At 41.0% G+C, this 20,458-nt stretch carries 21 protein-coding genes; 6 read left to right on the top strand and 15 right to left on the bottom strand.

Annotated elements, in window-relative coordinates:
- The first annotated feature begins 1 nt into the window (after position 1).
- From M4S28_RS21605 to M4S28_RS21585, 5 genes are all read left to right on the top strand, one after another.
- On the top strand, positions 2-2,137 hold the full coding sequence (locus M4S28_RS21605) for an LruC domain-containing protein (RefSeq protein WP_249632809.1): 2,136 nt from the start codon (positions 2-4) through the stop codon (positions 2,135-2,137).
- 11 nt (positions 2,138-2,148) lie between these two features.
- Entirely contained in the window at positions 2,149-2,763 is a 615-nt protein-coding gene (locus M4S28_RS21600) for a hypothetical protein (protein WP_249632808.1), read from the top strand.
- A gap of 184 nt (positions 2,764-2,947) precedes the next feature.
- Positions 2,948-3,262, top strand: coding sequence for a hypothetical protein (locus tag M4S28_RS21595; RefSeq protein ID WP_249632807.1), 315 nt, complete (start codon positions 2,948-2,950; stop codon positions 3,260-3,262).
- A 106-nt stretch (positions 3,263-3,368) separates the two neighbouring features.
- Positions 3,369-4,217 carry a sulfurtransferase gene (locus tag M4S28_RS21590; protein WP_249632806.1) on the top strand — a complete coding sequence of 283 codons (849 nt, stop codon included), beginning with the start codon at positions 3,369-3,371 and terminating at the stop codon, positions 4,215-4,217.
- 394 nt (positions 4,218-4,611) lie between these two features.
- On the top strand, positions 4,612-6,915 hold the full coding sequence (locus M4S28_RS21585) for a putative bifunctional diguanylate cyclase/phosphodiesterase (protein WP_249632805.1): 2,304 nt from the start codon (positions 4,612-4,614) through the stop codon (positions 6,913-6,915).
- 134 nt (positions 6,916-7,049) lie between these two features.
- On the opposite strand, the gene M4S28_RS21580 is transcribed toward M4S28_RS21585, so the two are convergent.
- The 13 genes from M4S28_RS21580 to M4S28_RS21520 are packed head-to-tail and all read right to left on the bottom strand — an operon-like array spanning position 7,050 to position 18,239.
- Positions 7,050-7,616 (bottom strand): OmpA family protein, encoded by a 567-nt coding sequence (locus M4S28_RS21580; RefSeq protein WP_017077523.1) that lies wholly within the window; start codon positions 7,614-7,616, stop codon positions 7,050-7,052.
- Position 7,617: 1 nt separating this feature from the next.
- Positions 7,618-8,934 carry a TadE/TadG family type IV pilus assembly protein gene (locus M4S28_RS21575; protein WP_249632804.1) on the bottom strand — a complete coding sequence of 439 codons (1,317 nt, stop codon included), beginning with the start codon at positions 8,932-8,934 and terminating at the stop codon, positions 7,618-7,620.
- Between the two features lies 1 nt (position 8,935).
- Positions 8,936-9,520 carry a tight adherence pilus pseudopilin TadF gene (tadF, locus tag M4S28_RS21570; RefSeq protein WP_029222437.1) on the bottom strand — a complete coding sequence of 195 codons (585 nt, stop codon included), beginning with the start codon at positions 9,518-9,520 and terminating at the stop codon, positions 8,936-8,938.
- Positions 9,510-10,046: a TadE/TadG family type IV pilus assembly protein gene (locus tag M4S28_RS21565; RefSeq protein WP_017077520.1), complete on the bottom strand. Its 537-nt coding sequence runs from the start codon at positions 10,044-10,046 to the stop codon at positions 9,510-9,512. Before M4S28_RS21565 ends, tadF begins: the two co-directional genes overlap by 11 nt.
- Complete coding sequence (locus M4S28_RS21560; RefSeq protein ID WP_017077519.1) at positions 10,043-11,173, bottom strand: tetratricopeptide repeat protein; 1,131 nt, start codon at positions 11,171-11,173, stop codon at positions 10,043-10,045. Before M4S28_RS21560 ends, M4S28_RS21565 begins: the two co-directional genes overlap by 4 nt.
- Positions 11,170-12,036, bottom strand: a complete 867-nt coding sequence (locus tag M4S28_RS21555) for a type II secretion system F family protein (protein ID WP_017077518.1) — start codon at positions 12,034-12,036, stop codon at positions 11,170-11,172. The genes M4S28_RS21560 and M4S28_RS21555 overlap by 4 nt, the downstream gene beginning before the upstream one ends.
- A complete protein-coding gene (locus tag M4S28_RS21550) occupies positions 12,036-12,950 on the bottom strand; it encodes a type II secretion system F family protein (RefSeq protein WP_249632803.1) in 915 nt (304 codons plus the stop codon). The genes M4S28_RS21555 and M4S28_RS21550 overlap by 1 nt, the downstream gene beginning before the upstream one ends.
- Positions 12,947-14,212: a TadA family conjugal transfer-associated ATPase gene (locus tag M4S28_RS21545; protein ID WP_009845561.1), complete on the bottom strand. Its 1,266-nt coding sequence runs from the start codon at positions 14,210-14,212 to the stop codon at positions 12,947-12,949. The genes M4S28_RS21550 and M4S28_RS21545 overlap by 4 nt, the downstream gene beginning before the upstream one ends.
- Entirely contained in the window at positions 14,209-15,402 is a 1,194-nt protein-coding gene (locus tag M4S28_RS21540; protein WP_017077515.1) for a CpaE/TadZ family protein, read from the bottom strand. Before M4S28_RS21540 ends, M4S28_RS21545 begins: the two co-directional genes overlap by 4 nt.
- A gap of 2 nt (positions 15,403-15,404) precedes the next feature.
- On the bottom strand, positions 15,405-15,866 hold the full coding sequence (locus tag M4S28_RS21535) for a hypothetical protein (RefSeq protein WP_017077514.1): 462 nt from the start codon (positions 15,864-15,866) through the stop codon (positions 15,405-15,407).
- Positions 15,866-17,191, bottom strand: coding sequence for a type II and III secretion system protein family protein (locus M4S28_RS21530; RefSeq protein ID WP_065104640.1), 1,326 nt, complete (start codon positions 17,189-17,191; stop codon positions 15,866-15,868). The genes M4S28_RS21535 and M4S28_RS21530 overlap by 1 nt, the downstream gene beginning before the upstream one ends.
- Position 17,192: 1 nt before the next feature.
- Positions 17,193-17,972: a CpaB family protein gene (locus tag M4S28_RS21525; RefSeq protein ID WP_017077512.1), complete on the bottom strand. Its 780-nt coding sequence runs from the start codon at positions 17,970-17,972 to the stop codon at positions 17,193-17,195.
- 54 nt (positions 17,973-18,026) lie between these two features.
- A complete protein-coding gene (locus M4S28_RS21520; protein ID WP_017077511.1) occupies positions 18,027-18,239 on the bottom strand; it encodes a Flp family type IVb pilin in 213 nt (70 codons plus the stop codon).
- A 164-nt stretch (positions 18,240-18,403) separates the two neighbouring features.
- Between M4S28_RS21520 and M4S28_RS21515 the strand changes: the two genes are divergently transcribed.
- Positions 18,404-18,907: a prepilin peptidase gene (locus tag M4S28_RS21515; protein ID WP_102571385.1), complete on the top strand. Its 504-nt coding sequence runs from the start codon at positions 18,404-18,406 to the stop codon at positions 18,905-18,907.
- On the opposite strand, the gene M4S28_RS21510 is transcribed toward M4S28_RS21515, so the two are convergent.
- On the bottom strand, positions 18,908-19,792 hold the full coding sequence (locus M4S28_RS21510; RefSeq protein WP_249632802.1) for a LysR family transcriptional regulator: 885 nt from the start codon (positions 19,790-19,792) through the stop codon (positions 18,908-18,910). It lies immediately after the preceding gene.
- Between the two features lie 545 nt (positions 19,793-20,337).
- Entirely contained in the window at positions 20,338-20,385 is a 48-nt protein-coding gene (locus M4S28_RS26640) for a hypothetical protein (protein WP_503032800.1), read from the bottom strand.
- Positions 20,386-20,458: the final 73 nt, after the last annotated feature.

Here is a 20,458-nt window from a genome sequence, read left to right as displayed (position 1 = left end):
TATGAGAATTACAACGTTAAGTTTGCTATTAAGTGCCCCTCTAGTCGCCAACGCAGCGCCATTCGATACCTGCCCTAGTCAGGCATACCTCTTTCAGTCGAAACCCGTTGAGGTTTGGGGTGTTAATCTAGTGACTGGCTCAACCTCTCTGTTAGAAGACGATACGGGTATGAATGCCAATATCAATGGTGTTGGTTTTGACTTTCAAGACAGATATATTTACGGCTATGACACCACCAACAAGCGCTTGGTGCGCCTAGGCCAAGACTTCCAAGCAGAAGTTATCAATACTAGTGGCTTACCAACCGATCACACTTTCTATGTTGGTGATGTCTATGAACACGTTTACTACTTATATCGTAAAGGCAAAGGTTTATTCACAGTTGATCTTTCGCCTTTAGACAACAATCCAAACGCAACGGTAATCGTCAATAAAATTGTGGGTAGCCCTGCGTCCGTTAATCTAACTGACTTTGCGTTTCACCCAAGTGATGGCTCCCTGTATGGTATCGACAATGCATCAGGTGGTTTATATCAATTCAACCCAACCACAGGTTCAGAAACCTACATTGGTGATACCGGAGAGCTCGGAACGTTTGGTGCGGGGTACTTTGACGTGAACGGTTACTACTACGTATCAAGAAACCAAGACGGAAAAATCTACCGCATCAACTTATCTCCTGACAACGCGACTAATATCGCTGCTGGGATTGTTCCTGCCGTTGAATTTGTATCAAATGGTCCTGCTTCTGGCCAAAACGATGGTGCTCGCTGTGCTAATGCCCCAGTTGTTGACGAAGATTCCAACATCGACTTCGGTGACGCGCCAGATAGCTACCTGACTCTTCTCGCAAGTAATGGTCCTCGACATGAACTGGATGGCATCACATGGTTAGGTACAACTCCTCCAGATGCGGATTTGGATGGTTATGTCACACCACAATCAGACGAAACCGTTGGAGTGGACGATGAATGGGCCAACGGTGGTATCGGTTTTGTAACCGCACTTGAAGCCGGGCTTGATTCAAAAGTAGTAATTGAAGCTTCAACAACCGGTTACCTTTCAGCTTGGATAGACTGGAACCAAGATGGCAGCTTCGATGGCGCCAACGAACAGGTGTTTACAGATTACGCGCTCGATGCTGGTGAAAACGATCTGTTCCTTAATGTTGATATCAACGCACTGACCGGTACTACGTGGGCTAGATTTAGGTTCAGCCAACAAACCAACCTAAGTTACTTTGGCGGTTCAACCTCTGGTGAGGTGGTCGATATTCAAGTCGATGTTCTTAACGATGGTGCCACCGCTCGTTACTTCCCGAGTGCTTCTGGCTACGCAACGCTCGCGTACGAAGATAACTGGCCATATAAAGCAGATTACGACATGAACGATGCTGTTCTTATGTATCGTATTACCGAGATCCTTAAAGATGGAAAAGTCGTTAAATCCACTATCGACGGACGTTTAGCTGCTGTCGGGGCATCGTACAGAAATGGCTTTGCTGTTCGACTTCCTAATTTAGACCCGAGCTTAGTAAGTAGTGGTAACTCTTACATGAAACACAACGGCGTATTCACTGACCTCGACTTAGAAGATGGACGTAGCGAAGCAATATTTGTAATCGCCAATGACCTGACAGAGAAAATTAGTACCGATTGTACCTTTTACCGGACCAGTAATGGGTGTAAAGAGGATGAGCAGTTCTCATTCCAAATAGGTATTACCTTAGCGGGGGACGGTATGAGTACAAACAGTTGGACAGACATGCCTTACGACCCGTTCATCTTTGCAACGCCTGGGTATTATCACGGTGAAAACCTACCTCTACATCCAGGGAGAAGTTGGGAAGTTCACTTGCCAGACCAGGCTCCAACTGAGGCATTTGATAGCGCTAATCTATTTGAAGCTGGATTAGGCGTCGATGACAGTAATCCATCAACAGGTAAATACTTCAAAACTGCAGAAAACCACCCTTGGGCTCTAATAGTGACTTCAGATGACGAATGGGAGTGGCCTCTAGAGTACGTCGATATTGTTACCGCGTACCCTGAGTTTAAACAATACGCAGAATCCGGTGGTGACACGAACCAGACGTGGTACCAATCACCTGTAGACAACCAACGCTACGAACCTTAAGGAGAGACGTTATGACTAATCACACTAAACAATATCGAGACAATCATGGCATTGATTCAAGTCGCAATCTCTCTGAGGAAAAACGTATGTCTGTACAAAGCATTTGGAACATGAAGAAGTCACTAGCCGTTATTTTAGCTGTCACTCCACTGGTATTAATAGGTTGTGGAGGCGGTGGTGGAGGTAGTAGTAGTGCATCAACTCCATCCATATCTGCACCCTCATCACCTGCAACACCGTCGACTCCAGTAACACCAACACCAACGCCGTCTCCCGCGACAAGTGCGGTAGCAGCGCAAAGCTATACGATGAGTGATTTAGTGGTACCTGACGGCTTTGACTATAGCTCTGTTGAACAGTTTGATCTCGACATCGACATCAGCAATATTTCGACAGATCGTTCTTTTGTAACCGTTTATAGCCGTTTTAGCACAAGAGATGACGCAACCTTGAAGCCAGATTACTCCAGCAAAGTGATTGCAGGCTCTTTAGTTAATGGTGTTTTCGCCTCGAACTTTGCAGCACCGGTAAACCATGAAGCACTCTTGATAGAGATTTGGTTTTACGATGGTCAACCTCCATTGCAACAAGTGGTTTCTAGCGGTGACTCCCAGATCGTTTGGTAGTCGACGGATACAATTTGTTAGTTAACTGATACAAAACGGATTATGTATCAATACATAGCGAGCAGTAATGCTCGCTTTTTGATCGCATTAGAATAAGGAACCAATCAAACTTTCTGATTGATTACATTCACTTTGCTGCCAATCTGACTTATCTTTTCAAGATAACCTTCAAAGACTTACTCTCATGAAACAGTTAAAAATAGGTCTATTTATCTTAATGTGTGGTTTGGGTGTCCTTCTGGCTCTCACCTATTTCCCGCTAACATCTGAGACAGAGCAACGCATTCAAGCCAAAGTGATTTCGAACACGCTCACTCAGTCCTTAGATGGACACAGACGCTACCTCACCGTTCAGACAAAAGATAATGACATATTTCGCATCTCTATTGCTCCAACCACAGACTGCCCTATTGATTCTGTGGTCACGCTTGATACATTAAACAATCAAATAACCGGACAAAGCAGTTATCAGTTCATCCACTGTCGGGCCGCACAGTAGCCGTCAATACAACAACTGTATTCGCTAAAACAGCAGTAATCGCCATAACACTGTATTTGCTATAACAACAAGAATCGCTAAAACAACAAGAATGGATATAACAATAATGAATCAGCCACTCATCTCACCAGAACAACTTCAACAACGTTTGCTAGAAGAAGAAAACATCATCATCCTCGACGCCAGTATCGAGTTTCAAATTCCAAGTGAATCAGAAAAAATCGAAGGACAAATGATTCCTGGCGCTATTCGTTTTGACTACGACAAAGATTTTTGTAACAAGCACACTCTGCTTCCTCACATGTTCCCGACCGAAAAACACTTCAACACACGTGCACAAGAAATTGGCATCAATCAAGACAGCACGATTGTGGTTTACGATAACGCCGGAACCTTCGCTTCGCCCCGTGCGTGGTGGATGTTTATGGCAATGGGACACAACAACGTATACATCTTAGATGGTGGTTTACCTGCGTGGATCGAAGCTGGTTACGCGACAGAGACTGACTATCGAACCGAAGTGAAAACGGGCAACTTTGAAGGCCATATTCAAGACAACTATTTTGTCAGTGCTCAGCAGATTGAAAGTTGCTCAACTGATAAGAGCGCAAACATTGTAGACGCGCGTTCTCAAGCTCGCTTCGATTCAGAAGTTCCTGAACCACGTGAAGGCTTACGTAGTGGCCACATCCCAAACTCAGTTTGCTTACCGTTCGCTCAAGTACTAAATGATGGCAAATTAAGAACTCAACAAGAGTTAATTGAGATATTTTCCACCATAGAGATCACCCCTTCTCAACCTATGTTCTTTAGCTGTGGCTCTGGAGTAACAGCCTGCATCATATTATTGGCCGCTAAACTCGCTGGCTATACAGGTGAAATGGGCGTTTACGATGGCTCATGGACTGAGTGGGGCGCTAACGAGAAGCTACCTATCGCCGTAACTGAAAAGTAATTCAACTTCACTTAGTGCTACTGTTAACCATACTGCTAGAACATACGACGTGCGCATAACAAGCTTATTCACAGTGAGAATAAAACCTCATGGAGTAAGCTTTTTACTCTGTAGCTAACGGCTACCTCCGCTTGAAGCCAGAGCTCGATTAGCGTTACTGCTATAAACGACGACCGTTTGCTAACTATAAACTGTGATTAACCATGGGTTATTCGTTATCAAAATTCTGAATACTAATATTTCGCTCAAGAATCTCTGCTCGTAGTCGTTACACTATTTAATCATTAATACTTTCATTATTGATATTTGTATCCTTCGTTGCATGAATCACGCTGACAATCCACTAGTTTGTCACTTGCTCTCTGTTTAAGTAGTAATTAACAAAAGGCATCTCATGGCTCTATTTAAGAAAAATGTCTGGTCGCTGTATGTTCTGATCGTACTGCTTACCCTGATACTTTTCGCTGTGTTGGGCGTAAGCAAGTGGCAAGCAAACAGAGATGACTTTACGGAGCAACAGCACATTCAGGTAGAACTTTTTTCTAGCTCTGTTAGCTCGCTGATGACCAGCCAAGAAGCACTACTTGAAGTTGTAGGGCACCAGTTAGCCCAACAATCTGATTTTACTCGCACGGCTTCTATCCAGATTCGACCAATATTAGATAAGCTACTTGATACTCACCCCGCGATAGCCGCATTTGGGTTACTTAATCCTGAAGGTGATTACCTTGCAATTAGCTCAAACCTACAGCTGTCCGATCAGCATAATTTGCTTAACGACTCATACACCAGAGATTCATTTCTCGAGGCCATATCTAGCGAAAAAATGGTGTTGGGACGTACCTATTTCCAGGACTCACTTAACAGCCTAGTAATTCCACTAAGAAAGTCGATTTCAATCGATGGCAAGCATGTCGATGCGGTCATGACTGCGGGTTTGCGTTTGGACAGTACGATCGTATTTGAAAGCAACGCACACGCAGGTAGCTACAACACGTTAACTTTGCTTAGAACAGACAACTATCGTCAGTTCTTTTCTAGCGACATCGAATCTCTTGACGCCTATTTGGAACCTGTTGCTAACGACCTGATGAAGCGCATTACCAAAAACTTTTTAGAACAAGTGAATGTCAGCGTCAAAGAAGCAAAAACAGGTAAAGACACGTACTCTTTCAGTATCAGTGACGACACATACCACTCGCTCGTTAGCGCTAAATACATTCCAGACTACAAGCTTTGGGTGGTCGGCCGTACAGACCTATCGCACGTCGATGGCATATTCGTAAAAGAGTTTGGCATTCTTTTTGTTGCCTTTATTTTTCTTCAATTTGGTTTCTACTTTTTAGTAAAATCGATTGCCAAGAACGAACAACGTACTCGAAGCCAACTCATCTACCAAGCGAATCATGACCCGTTAACCTCTCTACCCAACCGTTTATACATGCGTAGAAACATTAGTAAATGGATTGAAGATAAGTCAGAGCCGTTCTCACTATTGTTTATCGATATCGATAACTTCAAGTGCGTCAACGATACCCACGGACACGACTTCGGTGACAAGGTGCTCAAGCAAATCGCTTTACGTTTGATGAGATTCCGCTCTCGAGTCAGCCTATTGGTGCGCGAATCCAGTGATGAGTTTTTATTCTTAACGCCTTTATCGAATGAAGTTGAAATTAAGCGACTCGCCAAGCGAATTATTGAAGTGCTGTCTCAACCTTATGAAGTCGAAAGTGCGCAGTTCTTGTTAGGTTGCAGCATCGGCGTAGCGCGTTTTCCTGAACACGGAAAAGATCTTGATAGCCTGTTACGCTCTGCCGACATTTCCATGTACAAAGCGAAGCAGCAGCAAAACTCGTACAGTATTTTTACAACGGAGATGCAAGACGCCCACCTCTACAAAATGAAAGTAGAACAGAGGCTACGTATCGCGATCGAGAAACAAACTCTGTTCATGGTATTCCAGCCACTGGTCCGTGCTGATGAAAGTATTCACGGTGTTGAAGCACTCGTTCGCTGGATTGATGACGAGCTGGGTTTCGTTCCACCAGATGTCTTTATACCTGTGGCTGAAAACACTGGCTTAATGCAAAAGCTCGGTACTTTTATTATTGAGTCCAGCATTATGCAGATCGCCCATTTGCACCGAACGACGGAACAAAAGATCGGGCTTTCGATCAACATATCTGTTCGACAGTTTTCTCACCGATCTTTCTCTGAGCATTTATTCACAACGCTGGAGAAGTATCAGCTCTCTGCAAGTTGTCTAACATTAGAGATCACTGAAAGCCTGTTCATTGAAGACGTAGACATAGTAAAACCTATTTTCGAGGCCTTACACGAAAAGAATATTAAAATATCTTTAGATGACTTCGGTACGGGCTATTCATCACTAAGCATGTTGAAAGCACTCCCTATCGATGAACTAAAAATCGATAAGAGCTTTATTGAGAACATTGCTGTCGATCAGCAGTCACTCACCATGGTTCAAAATATCATCGCAATCGGTAAAAACTTCGGCATGGTGGTATTGGCAGAAGGCGTAGAATCAAACGAGCACTTCGCAATTCTAAAGGCATGTGGATGTGACTTAATGCAAGGCTACTACTTCTCTCGCCCTATTCCTTACGATGAACTATGCGAGTATCTAGCACCAACTCAGGTTGAGACAATAGAACTACCAGAACCAACGGCATAGATGTTGAGTTATCTATCTAGTCATCAAATAACGCGATGAATCAAAAAAGGGAGCCTAAACAGGCTCCCTTTTTTATACACCGCTCAACATCGTGGCCCAAAAAATAAAAACACAGACAATGAAAACAAAACCCATTACGACTTAACTGTTATCACAACTCGTCGATTGCAACCTGTTGCCTTGTTGTCCACAACCTTACAAATGGGTGCGCTTTCGCCATACGCATATTCAACGATGCGACTTCCTTGGTGAAGATCTTTCTTCAAGTAGCTCGCCACTTGTCCGGCACGGCGAGATGACAGGGCTTTGTTGTAGCTTTTACTGCCTACACTATCTGCGTGACCCTCTATATAAATCTTGGACTTATCACTCACTAAGCTAAGGTACTGACCTAATACTTGCTTGTGGCTTTCATCCAATTGATACACATTAGTTGGGTAATTAAGCACCAGGGATTGCGTCGCTTTATCATAGAAACACACATCATCTTGAGCTCCGATTTGAATCACTTCACTCTCTCTATTGATCACCTCATTTTGAGGTTTCTCATTTAGCTCTACCAGCTTCCCAGTCACTTGTGTCGTAACAGTATGAGAAGACACCAACATTTTCGAAGTGACGTATTCGCCAACATCACCCAAGCAGTTTGCATAGCCCAATGGAGACATTAGCATCGTAGATAAAATCACTAGGTATCTCATGTTAATCCTTTAGTTTTCCGGTTTCTTCATTAATCAAATTCAAAATGTACTTGTATACATCTTCGCCATCTTTAGCGTGATAGATGTTCTTCTTACCAAAGCAATCTCCAAAGCCATCGGTTTCTGCCACTTTATAATTAATACCAATGACGCCCATCGTGACTTTTGTTTTCTCAGATTCAGTTGGCGCATTACTTTGGAAACGATTTCGTTTCGCTGAAATGGTTGAGCGCAGCTTTTTACATAACCCCTGATCCACCAATTTTTGCAAATAACTATCATCACCATCTTGACCATCCGATAAAACAATAAACACTTGCTCAGGGTTTAGATTGGTTGCTTTGTTCGCCTCTTGAGCTGCAGCAATGATTCCATTCCAAGATGACGTTCCCCCTGCCGCTTGTAATTGAGTACTCATTAATTGAGACCGAAAATCGTCATAGTCTTCAGTCAATGGGATATCATAAAACTTGTAATACTTAGAAAACTTAACGTTCTGAGTATAGATTCGCTCAATCTCGTATCGACTCATCCCCCACTTTGGTTCGAGAATTTCGTTATACACAACGGGCTTGTCAAACATTCGCCTAACCGTTGTCGCAGGAGAGTTTCGAGCGTAATCATAAGCGTATTTCTTTCGCCATGAACCGTAATAACCATAGGCGTTAACTCGTACAATCTTGTCTGTTTTTTTAACATGAAGCGGGTTGTACCCGAGTAAAGCTACTCTGCTTTTTTCTTCCGTGTTGAACTCTTCAATGTCATCGACGACTCGTTTAATGGTCTCTTTCACGACATCGAGCTTCATTTTTCCGTTCTTCCATGGGTTACCCATAGAACCACTAAAGTCACCGATAAAGTAGACATCAACAGGCTGAGGGAGATACTTGCGCGTAACTGCTCGCCCGCTCACCGAAAACTCTGGCTTTAAGTTCATCTCTTCGTACGCGATCCAAGACGTATATTTGGCAGTCGCACTCACCACAAAGTCACTAAACGGAGCAAGTTCACCACTGGCTTGAACACAGCCATCTTTGTACTCACACTTACTTGTATACACCGCAACATCAACATCATCTGTGTTATCAACAACGTATCTATCGACTAAATAGCGTGCATACTTTACGTTCTTTTCTTCGTCCTCTTTAGGACTCGCGATGAGAGCCAAGCTAGCGACTTCTGCGGCTTCCAATAACCTCGTGTGTGCTAGCATTTGTTGAGACATCTGCATCGAAAAGGCCATGAAAATAACCATCATAGGCAATAGACCAACGAACAAAATACCGGCGACACCTCGGTTTTTCTTTATCGATTTCACCTTAAACCCTCGCAAATGAATAAGATGTACTTACAAGCCGAAAAACCTCTCCGTTGGCGATCCCAATCAAATTAGTTGGGATTTCATAACAAAGAGACACCTGATACATAGGTAATCTGCGGCCTCGTGATGTGATAGGGAGTATTTCTATCGCTTTTTCTTTGGTGATATCACTCATGTCCGGAAAGTCACATCCGTGTATGCTCCCTTTAGTCAGAGTCTTTTGAACCCTTCGGTAATTCACTTTCCCTCCAGATAAAGCCGTTTCTTCTAGTCTTATCTCGTCGATACGCATCCCAAATTTGGTTTTATCAAAGTTTGGAATCATTCGTTTCATCGAAGCAGAAGCAATCACAAACGCGTTGTGTTCTGTTTTTCGACAGTCACCCGCACAAATATCCATATTGGCATTAAACAATTGTTTTCGTTCAGCAAAGATGGTGGTCAATGAATAAGAAGCTCTGTCGAGTTGACCCTTTTTATTAATGGCTAGCATATGGTTCACGACAACAACAAAGATCCCTGACGCAAAGACCAAAACCATCGCCAACTCAACAGCAAATGCACCTTTTTGTTTAACTTGCACAACCTGCTCCCTGACCAATTTTGAATGAACATCTTTCGTATTCTTGAATAGTGATAATTTCACGCTTGATAGGCATATCTGGGAACCATATCGATACAATCGGATCATAGGTGTATTCCAAAGCGTAAACAGCCAATGCCATGTCTTCCGGTTCATCTTTCTTATCTGGGCATTTATCAGCGGAAGCGTAAGTATCCGTGCATTTCAAAAATCCCTCGTAGTCTCGAAAATAGTTAACATGAATAACTACACTCCCCTCTTTGACTACGTTGCTCCACAAAGATCCGCCCGCTTTGTCCAACTCGTCTTTGATCATTTGGCCGTAGTTAATAGAGTTACTACTGCTCGAGTCGCCCGCTTTTTTTGTTCGCATCACCGCTGTCGTTAATGCGTGATCAGTCATGCTCATTGAGAAGGTCAAAATACAGATTTCAACCCACCCAAAGACAATAGCCAGAAAGATCGGAATACCCATGGCAACTTCAACCGTCAACGACCCCTTTTGCTTTCGTTTAAACGATTTCATAGTCGGACATACCTTTTCTTGGTGTAATCAACAACGAATGCTCCCTTAATATCAATACTATTTAAGAACGCTTTCGCTTCATCTAAGTCATTAAAATCACCAATGCAATAGCGCTTCCACAATCCATGTGTATACGAATAAACAGAGCCATAATTTGTTTTTAAGTAATTCAAGAAATCCGAAGGAATCGCCGTATACGTCGCTAACACTTGTACTCGATAAATAGGTTTTGCACCGGGTTTAAGTTTTCTTGGGTCAAGCACCGAGCCATCGACACTGTGTCTAGAAGTTTGAAACTCCCCAGTCGTATCCAATTTACTGACTCGCGATGTCGGTGCGACAAAGCCACCGGAATTAACTTGAGAACCAATAAGCTGTTGTTCCATTTCTATCGTTGACTGTGTCACGGCCTTCTTCCCTTTGCTTTTAGATATTGACCTCATTAATGCAGATAGCTGCTTGTGAGCCTGCTCATCACTATTCGAATGTTTTAGAACTTCCAACGCGATATCCGGTCGCTGAGATTTAACCGAAGATAGAATCAAGTTAGAACTCACTCTCTGGTCGTTTGGATTTGACAGGTAAAGGTCATATAAAATGTCCGTCGCACCCAAATAGTCAGACTGCATTATTTTTACAACGGCGATATTGTTTCCGGCTTCTCTGTCTGAGGCTCCTTGCTTGCGACTTTCCTCAAAATGCTCAATAGCTTCGGTAAATCGCTTTTGTTGCGCTAATATTTTTCCGGTTAAAAGTTGATATTCATATTCTGCTCCACCTTCATCCCGATAATTTTTTAGCTCTTCTAATGCGTACTCAAAGTTTTTTTTCTGATAGTAAATTCGAGCATTGGTTAGAATGAATTCCGGATCATCAAGGTCACTTTCACTATAGGTGCTTCGATATAATTCAGCCGATTTGATATCTTTAAGATCTAGATACAAATTAACAAGCTTTACTTTATATACCGAGTCAGATTGGATATTCGCCTTATAAAACTCTATAAGCTTTTGTGAATCACCCGATCCAATAAGCAATTGTTCTTTGGTATCAAGTTGATTATTAACCGTTGTACAGCCAGAGATTAAAACCAACATGATTACGGTTAATATATACTTTCTTATCACATCAACATCCTCAAAATACCAGGGGCAGCAATTAGCACAACAATAGGAACCATGATAAAGGCGATAAGTGGGATTGACATTTTTGCCCCCATCTTTCCAATCCGTTCTTCTAAATCCATCATGTTTAGCTCTCGAATATCAGTAGCTAAGGTCGATAATACGGGACCGACAGAAGAACCAAATTGGAGGCTCTGTACCAAGGTCATTACGAAACTTTGTGACTCACTGGTTGGTACGAGTTCGTAAAATTCTTCCAATGCCTTTTCAAGACCCACCAGGCGCGAGCGTTCGACTGTCACTCTCACAACATGAGCAAGGTTACTGTCTACTGAGTGAAGTTCTTTCGCCAAGTACTCTAGGCTAGACTCAATAGTCATACCGGTATGGACACAAACATTCATAAGATCGAGTAAAAAAGGTAACCTTGAACTGATATGCTTTATATTGGCTTTGCCTCGAGCAGACACATAGGAATCCGGCGCGATGACAAACGCTAATAAGGCCCCCAATAAATACAGCAAAGAAAATATTACTTCGGTTTTACCGTTAAAGAAGTCAAGACCAATTAATACTAGGCAGATACTAAAAGGGATTATTTTCAATAAATAGTAAGCATCAGCAAGGAAGTCATTGTAAAAACCAGCTGCGACTAACTTCCGTTTAGTTTCATGCTTATTGAAACTAAGCCGAGACAAAATAGCCTTAAATAAATCCGTTCGTTTCTTTTCTTCACGTGTTGAACCAATTATTTTTCGAGTTTCTATATTTGCTCTCGTGTTATCCCAGAAACGCAAGCAATACGTTGCTAGAACCATAGAGATAATAAATATGACACTCCAAACAATGGCGGTTTCAAAGTCCATCAATTAACACCTCGCAAAATCAGCCAGATGCAAAAGAAACCTAATAATTCGCTCACTAGAACGTAATAAAAAATAGGTTGTCCCGCTTCCTCAAACATAACAAAGCTGTAGTTCTCAGGGCTTGTAAACTTCAAGATGATAAGAAAAATCACGGGCAAACAGGCGATAATTTTGGCAGAAGCTCGCGCTTCTGAAGTCAATGCATTTTTCTTTTTTTCAACAGCTCGAGAATCAAACATAAGTCGATTAATTTTATTGATCACATCTTTGAGTTGACCACCCCGAGCTAGGTTGATTCTTATCGTTGAAGCAAAAAAGAAATACTCTAAATAAGGAAAAGTATTGCTGCTACGCTCAAGAACATCATCAGGGTCTTCACCAATAAGTAATCGCTCAGCCATAAGCTTGAACTCTTTGCCCACATCATTATCAAGCTGCTTACCCACGTACTCGAACGCATGAATAATGCTTTGACCAGAAGAAATAGCGCCGCTCAAAATGTTCAAAGCGTCTGGGAAGTTAGTTTTGAAACGATCCATCTGTCTTTGCTTTAACTTTGTGTAAAAAACAAAGAACAAGATCGGTTCAGCAAGGAGTAAGCAAACGAAATAATCCTGACGCAAGAAAAACTCATTGACCGCATAGACTGCCGATGCTGTCACAGATACAAATAGAATTAATTTCAAAGACATATTAGGTTGAAAGACTTTGATGGTCTTCTTGTAACTTTTCCTCAACCGGGCTTTGTAGCTCTCTTCAAACTGTTGTGAATCAATAACAGAGCGAACACCTTTAACCCCTTCAAATTCAGCTTCCATCTCAATTAGGCTGCTCAATTTTTTGTTTTGACGAGAACGATGGATAAGGAAGTAAAGTAGCAAAGCGCTCCATGAAACAATCAGTATTAAGGTCATGTAAATATCTCCTTTACTGCTTGTTCTAAACCAAAAAATTTTGCGCGTTCATAAATCACAGAACGAGTCGATAAACCGGGTGTTCTGAACTCACCTTCCATCTTTCCATCTTTGAAATTTGAAGTAGCTTCATAACGAAAAATATCTTCCATCACCACGCTATCGCCTTCCATACCGATAATTTCAGAAATGTACATCACCTTACGGCTACCATCGTGGAGGCGCTTTACTTGAACGATAAGGTCCACCGCACTAACGATGGTTCTACGTATTGCTGATATCGGCAGACTCGCCGTAGCCATCATCACCATGCTCTCAGTACGAGCAATGGCATCACGAGGTGTATTAGCGTGCAATGTCGACATAGATCCGTCATGGCCAGTATTCATGGCTTGAAGCATCTCAAAGGCTTCACCACCACGACACTCACCCACAATGATTCTGTCAGGACGCATACGAAGGGCATTAATCACAAGGTCACGTGCGGTGATCTCTCCCGTCCCTTCAACGCTGGCTTGTCGAGTTTCAAGCCTTACGATGTGAGGCTTTTGAAGTTGTAGCTCAGCAGCATCTTCAATGGTAACAATGCGTTCAGTTTCACCAATGAACCCAGACAACGCATTCAACAATGTTGTTTTACCTGAACCCGTACCACCAGAGATCAATATGTTGCACTTGCAGTGACTGGCTATAGACAATAGCTTTGCCATTTCCACAGACATGGCACCAAACTCAGCTAGATTCTCAAGCCTAATTTTTTGTTCTTTGAACTTACGAATAGAGATAGATGTGCCATCTATTGCAAGCGGTGGAATTACAATATTGACACGACTGCCATCCATCAAACGAGCATCACAAAGAGGTTTCGATTCATCAATACGACGACCTACATTCGAAGCGATTCGTTTAGCGATGGTGTTCAGTTGCTTTTCATTAACAAACTGAATGGGTGACTGTTCAACTTTGCCATTGATTTCAATGAAGATATCAGAAGGTCCGTTGATCATGATGTCCGATATGTCATCGTTATCGACCAAAGCTTGCAGCGGCCCAAGACCTTTCAACTCATCGAGTAATGCTTTAACTAGATCAACGCGCTTAAGAGAACTGACTTGCAATTGCTTTTTGTCGATCAATATATTAACTGAATCTTTAAGCTGTTCTTCTAGTTCTTGATTACTGATTTCAACAAGCGTCGCGGCGTCCAAAGCATCGAAGATTTCATCTCGAAGCTGGATGTAAATTTCTTTTAATTGATTCATTTTCTAAACAAACTGAAACGTGATTTGGTTTTAATTTTCTTGCCTGTTAACGTGGCAACCATACTCAGAACGGCAGTCGAGGACTTAGATTTAAGCAGCTCATTGATACCCTGCTGCACCACTATTTTTTCAAGTGACGGCTCGTACATAAAATCAATGCTATCTTTGGCTTTAATCCTCTCTTTCGCACTCGCGAGCGTCACCATGAAGTCTTTCGCTGGTCTATTCAGGTTGAAAATAACCTGGTGTTCCGACTTACCTATCTTCTTCTTCAACGAGTTGTATGAACGTAATGAAGAGACCGAAGGTTCGCAAACAATAAAGATGCGATGATACTTATCAGATAACTCCTGGTCGTGCATCTCTTCGTAGCAAGACAGCGGCGCTGAATCGATGATAAAGTTATACTGATCAATCAGTTGACTCGAAAGGTTGTACAACGTAGAGGCGTGATCAGAAAGACAGGCAACATTCTTCTCTAGAACCAAATAATCAAGTTTCTCTTTAACGCCATGAACATAGGTTTTCGCTATCGCACTGTCGATATCGATCTGATTTAAATCGATACTATTGTGCTTAGCTTTCAAGCCTTTTACACCAATATAAATGTCGCTGTTTAGCGCTCCTGAATCATGATCCACCAAGAGTGTCTTTAGGTTTGCTTGCTCTGCTAAGGAGTGTGCTAAAACAGAACTTACGCAAGATACTCCAATGCCGCCTTTGGTTCCTAACACTAATATACGTTTAGCTACTCGCGTTTTTTTAACGGTGCTTTCACCTTCTTGCGTCGCTTTTAATGCCGCGAGTAACGCATCAAGCTCAGAGTCCCACAAGACATAAGTAGCCCCCAGAGAATGCACTTGGTTGCGCAGTTTTATAGAGTCGACATCGCAGAGAACAAGCAAAGATATGTTCACATCTAAGCGAATGGAAATCTCAGACACTTGCTCAATAACGTTGGATGCGCTGCGAAGATCAAGTACAACATGATTGAGCTTGATGTTTGACTGATTCCAAACACCATCTAAATCAATATCAGTCACTTCCAGTGGTTTAGGAAAGCCTTCAATCGCATACAGATCATTAATCGATTCAGTTAAGGCGCTATCGTCTGAAACAATGAGATCGGTAGCCTCAACTGTCGACTTCATTTTCGAAGACGAATTACGAAACAAGATATCCAAGTCCATAGCTATTTCGCCTTCTTAATTGGATTGACCAAGCTAATATTACGATTGTGTTCGACACTACAGCCAAATTGATAATCTTCCCTTTTAGAGAACACCATCACGCCACAGTCACTGCTTTTAATTCGGACATATCGACCTATGATTAGGATGTTTTTTTCTTGATCATGGTCGGCAAGCTCGACTTTGTATCTGTCTTTCGAGATGGACTCTGACTTAAATCGATCGCTTAACTTCGCGACAAACTCACTCGCATCAGGCTTATATCTAACTAAAAACGTCGCCTTTGGCTCTCTTACGTTGAGATCTCGAATAAAAGCCACAGAACGAGGCATCGAATCTTCATCAGTCGTCATGTCAAATTCAAAGCGTTCCTCTAATTGTTCAATAACACTAGAGTTACTGGTATCAAGATGAGTGCAAGCAGAAGTGAAAAAAGCTATTAAAGTAATAACGATCCATCTCATTAGTTGAACCCTCCTTGATTAATCGTGTCTTCCAACTCAGGTTCATCGAGATCTGAGAGGTCTATTCTTAGCAATCGTTCTAGATCACTGGTACGTCTAAAACTTGGCAACTTAACTTGTTCTTGCTCGACGGGATCAACGAGATTAACAGTCGCAACAATGATCAATTCCGTTTTAGAGCGGTTCGTTGAAGTGTGGCTAAATAGCGCCCCTAAGATTGGGATATCCCCCAGAATTGGTATCTTGGTTAACGATTCACGCTCTTCTGACGTAAGTAACCCTGCCAGTACAAAGCTTTGGCCGTCTTTTAAATGAACCGTCGTTTGAGCTCGTCGAGTTCGCAAAGAAGGCACAGAAATTAGACCTGTCGTAGTTTTGTTCGATTCATCAATAGAACTGACTTCAGGGATCAAGGTTAAACGGATATTTTCCGTATCAGTAACCTTGGCAACCATGGCCAACTTAACTCCATACTCTTTATATGAAATAGTTATCCCGTCTTCATCTCGAACAGCGATTGGTATCTCGCCCCCTGCTAGGAAGCTAGCCTGCTCACCCGAAATAACAGAAAGGTTGGGTTCGGCCAATACCCGCCCGATTTTGTCATCACCACTTGCGGAGATAACAGAAACAATATCTTGAGCCGTAAAATCAAGGAGCTTATTAACAAAAGTACCCGGCTCTCCACTGTCACTATAGGTAACGCCTAACTCGGTAAGAAAAGAGCTCGAAACTTCTGCGACCGTCAACTTAACGTTGATCTGTTCAGTCGTAAGCACTTTGAGATTATTAATGACTTGGTCATAGTAATATTGAGTGGTGAACTCCAGTTCGTCTAAAACCTCTCCACCAGCATCTTTCAATTCGTATGTCTTACGTCGGCGTTCTTTCTTCAGCATTTCACCAACCAGTCGATGAATCTTTTTCTTAATCTCTTCGCTACCGACAATACCGTCTAATACCACTTGGTCACCGACATTGGAAACCATAACGCTTTCATCAGGAAATCGAGCAATGAGCGTTTGCTTAAGAAGTCTTAAGCTTTGGTTGACAACCAATTCCGCATTGTAAATTTCATTTCCGCCACGATCATAAACAATCACTGAGGTAGTACCCTGGCCAACGCCGTAAACCACAACCTTGTTTTCATCGATAATTTTGTAGTCCGCTATTTCTTGATTCGCCACAAATACCGTTGATATCTGTCGCTTCAAATTAATGGTTTTCGCAGCACCTTGATCCAAGTTCATTAATTCTGATGCGAGTAATGGACAAGAAAGAATCCCGCATAGTAGCAAGGCTATATTTTTCTTCTTTAAAGTCATGTTATTCCTTACCACGTAGTTCTCTGACACCAAACTGAGTTTCTAAAAGGTCACTACTGCGGATAGATAAATAGCGATTCTCGATTTCAGATGGAATAATATTCACATCACCGATTTTTTGAGCCATTTCGAGTTTCAAAACACTCCGCATGTTTAATGCAATAACTAAACTGTATTTTTTGTCTTCGGCATCTTCTGAATCAGTATCTTCACTGCTCCCTTTTATTACCTGTAAAACTCGCGCTCCACTGATAATCACTCGACTAACGAGATCCCCGATATCTCCATAGCCATTCTCAACGAGATTTGACTTAGAGGATGTTGTGGAAACGAAGCTCACTTTATCACCAGGAGTCAGCGTTGCGGTTTGTACGACTCCGATACCAGTTACTTCATAAAAATAAGGTAATTCACCGTCATTTAATGACAGGTACATATAGTCTCGATCTCCAGGGTTAGAGATCATATCTTGTGTTAAGTAAGTACCTTCAGAGATGTCTTCTTTAAATAGAGCACCAGGTTCAACAATAAGGTCATCTTCTAACGTGTAGTAGTAACCATCTAAATCAGATATATGGACAAACTTCTTATCATAAAAATTAGGAGTTAACGGTTGAGAACGTTTTATCGCTTTCTGAGTGACTAAAATACTGACCTTAGGTTCTTCTTTCTTCTGAACTTCCTGTGGTTCTTCATCAGATGACATATAGTTCATATTGATATAAATCAATGTAGAAAAAATAGATAAAGCGACAAGAAGGAGAATGATAATTCTGTTCATATTAAGCCTAAAATAGGGGCAAAAGCCCCTTAATACATTATTCTTAGTGGCTAATTATTTGCCTGTAGTCGCTTTAGTCAGGTTGCCTGTCACTTTAGTTAATGCACCAGTGATAGCATTTTTAAGCGCATCTGTTTGAAATGCTGCTAATACTAGTGCGGACATTACGACGGCGATAATTGCATATTCAACAGCCGTAACACCGCGAATATCATCTTCGAACTTCATTTTTAGTTCAGCTAGTTTTGCTAAAGTTTTGTAATACATAATAATCCTATAAAAAGTATATTGACCATTGGTCTAATTGAAATTGCGAGTAAAATTTACCCGATACAAATATATACATCCAATTAATAGTTATTATGATCGCATAACATAAACTTATTACAGCCAACATAAGTATTTTTTATGGATCTATAATAATTCACAATATGGTTTATATTGATATAGATGACGATTACCGATACCCTATATTTATGAATATAGATTTATTATTTTATGTCACTTTAATCTTTGTAAACTTTTTAATATTAGTATGCGTGTGTTTTTTCGATGGAAAGCATAGAAAGATACCAAACAATCTCAGTAAGACTGCTTTAATATTTAGCATTTTTGTCGCGTTGCATAACGGTCACTTGATGTCATCTTTACCCATTGCAGTTCTCTGCTTCGTGGTGCTCTTGATATTTTGGTACCTAAGAGTGATAGGCGCTGGAGATGTGAAGTTACTTTGTGCCTTGATCATTGGAATACAACCCGAATTAGTTACATCAACATTGATTTTTATAGGGTTTCTTGGTGGTGTGGTCGTTTCCATTATGTACATAATAGGAAAAGTGGTAGGGTTTGATAGCTATAAAAAAGGTATCCCTTACGGGATACCTATTGCTTTAAGTTGTTTTATTTTTAGCACAGTATCAATATTGTCTAACTAATCACATAATATTATGATTCAATACAGGTGTCGAAATATCACTAATTTGAAATAGCTGTTGAATCTTATCTTTAATTCCTAATGCCTCTAATTCTTGTGAAATCTCATCACTACACCAAACATACATGTTCACTTTTTGACGTAAAGGTATTGTTTTACAATTATTATTACATATTGACCACTCAGGAAAAATAAGAATAGTACCATTTGTTTCCAATTCATTTTTTAAGAACTGACATGAGCTTGTTTTTACCCAACTTGATACATGTGAAGAATCAATATTATAGTCATTAAGCAATTCTTGAACATAAGATTTAGGTAGAGAACTACAATAAACAACTCTCTGTGGGTAACACTCGTGCGGGTCAAGTGAATTAGAATGTGCAATAACATAATTCACGGTTTTTAACTGATAAGATTTTCCATTATCTTGTGAAATTCTATCCATCGTGAATATTAAGTCGTAGCGAGACGAGTCCAGTAGAGAAGACTTAGTAAAACTGTTTATGGACAAGTCTATATTGTTCAACATTCTAAATTCATTGATTACTCGTTCCACCATATCGAAGCAAAAAGATTCAGAAATCGCTATATTGAATTGATCTCGTAACTCCACTTTTTCTAGATCTTCAAACAACCTTTCGTACATAGACATTGTTTGATCTGCGTAATCGAGTAATACTTTTCCGTGTTTGGTGAGTAAAAATCCTTCTTTTCTATCAAAAATACTGGCCCCAATCGTATTCTCGATCTTTTTAATATGTTGAGAAACCGCAGGCTGTGTCATAAATAGAGACTCAGCTGCAGCTGTAAAACTTTTGTGTTTAGCAACGTGTGAAAATGTTCTTAAATATTTGACGTCGATAGACCTGTTGACGTTTTTCATGGTGCAAACTACCCCGATGTTGCGTTATTTTATTAATTATTCTTATTAAAAATCAGCGTAAAAGTAACAATAGTGTCATTCAGATACAAAAAAACATTATTTATATAGTCATAAATAATGTTTATATCCATCTAAATAAACAAATAAATTTTCCGCACCAACAACTGATTCACAAATCCCTATGTGCTTTTACAAACAACATATTTCACTTGTCATTCGTGTTCCAGAGTCCTTACACAACACACTCTCCAGGTAAATGACAATCAACACAATTATAACCAAAACTTATGCACCCACCACCTTAATGGTACGTAAAAGCTTTGAAATTTATGTAAATAATCGACATTTATAAGGCTAAAGTTCAAAAGTCACACAAACTGAGCATTGTTCGTTTCTGTGATCAAGATTACGCACAAATGAAACTAAACACCTATAGATGTAGCTCTTGATGCAGAAACGCGACAGATAACTTCATTTTTTGAGTTAAAATTTAGAAACAGGTAAAAAAAGAGCTAATCAATATAGCTCTCTTTTGTCATTTTATTCTATCGATGTGCTCTCAACCGGAAGAGTAAAAACAGAATTAAAAGAATAGGTAATGAGGAGCTTCCCCCTGACGAATCGCTTTGAGTTATAGGAACTATGTAGCGTCAACTAACTTGACCG

The organism is Vibrio sp. J383 (assembly GCF_023503985.1).
GTDB lineage: Bacteria > Pseudomonadota > Gammaproteobacteria > Enterobacterales > Vibrionaceae > Vibrio > Vibrio splendidus.
This window is presented reverse-complemented; position numbering and strand designations above follow the sequence as displayed.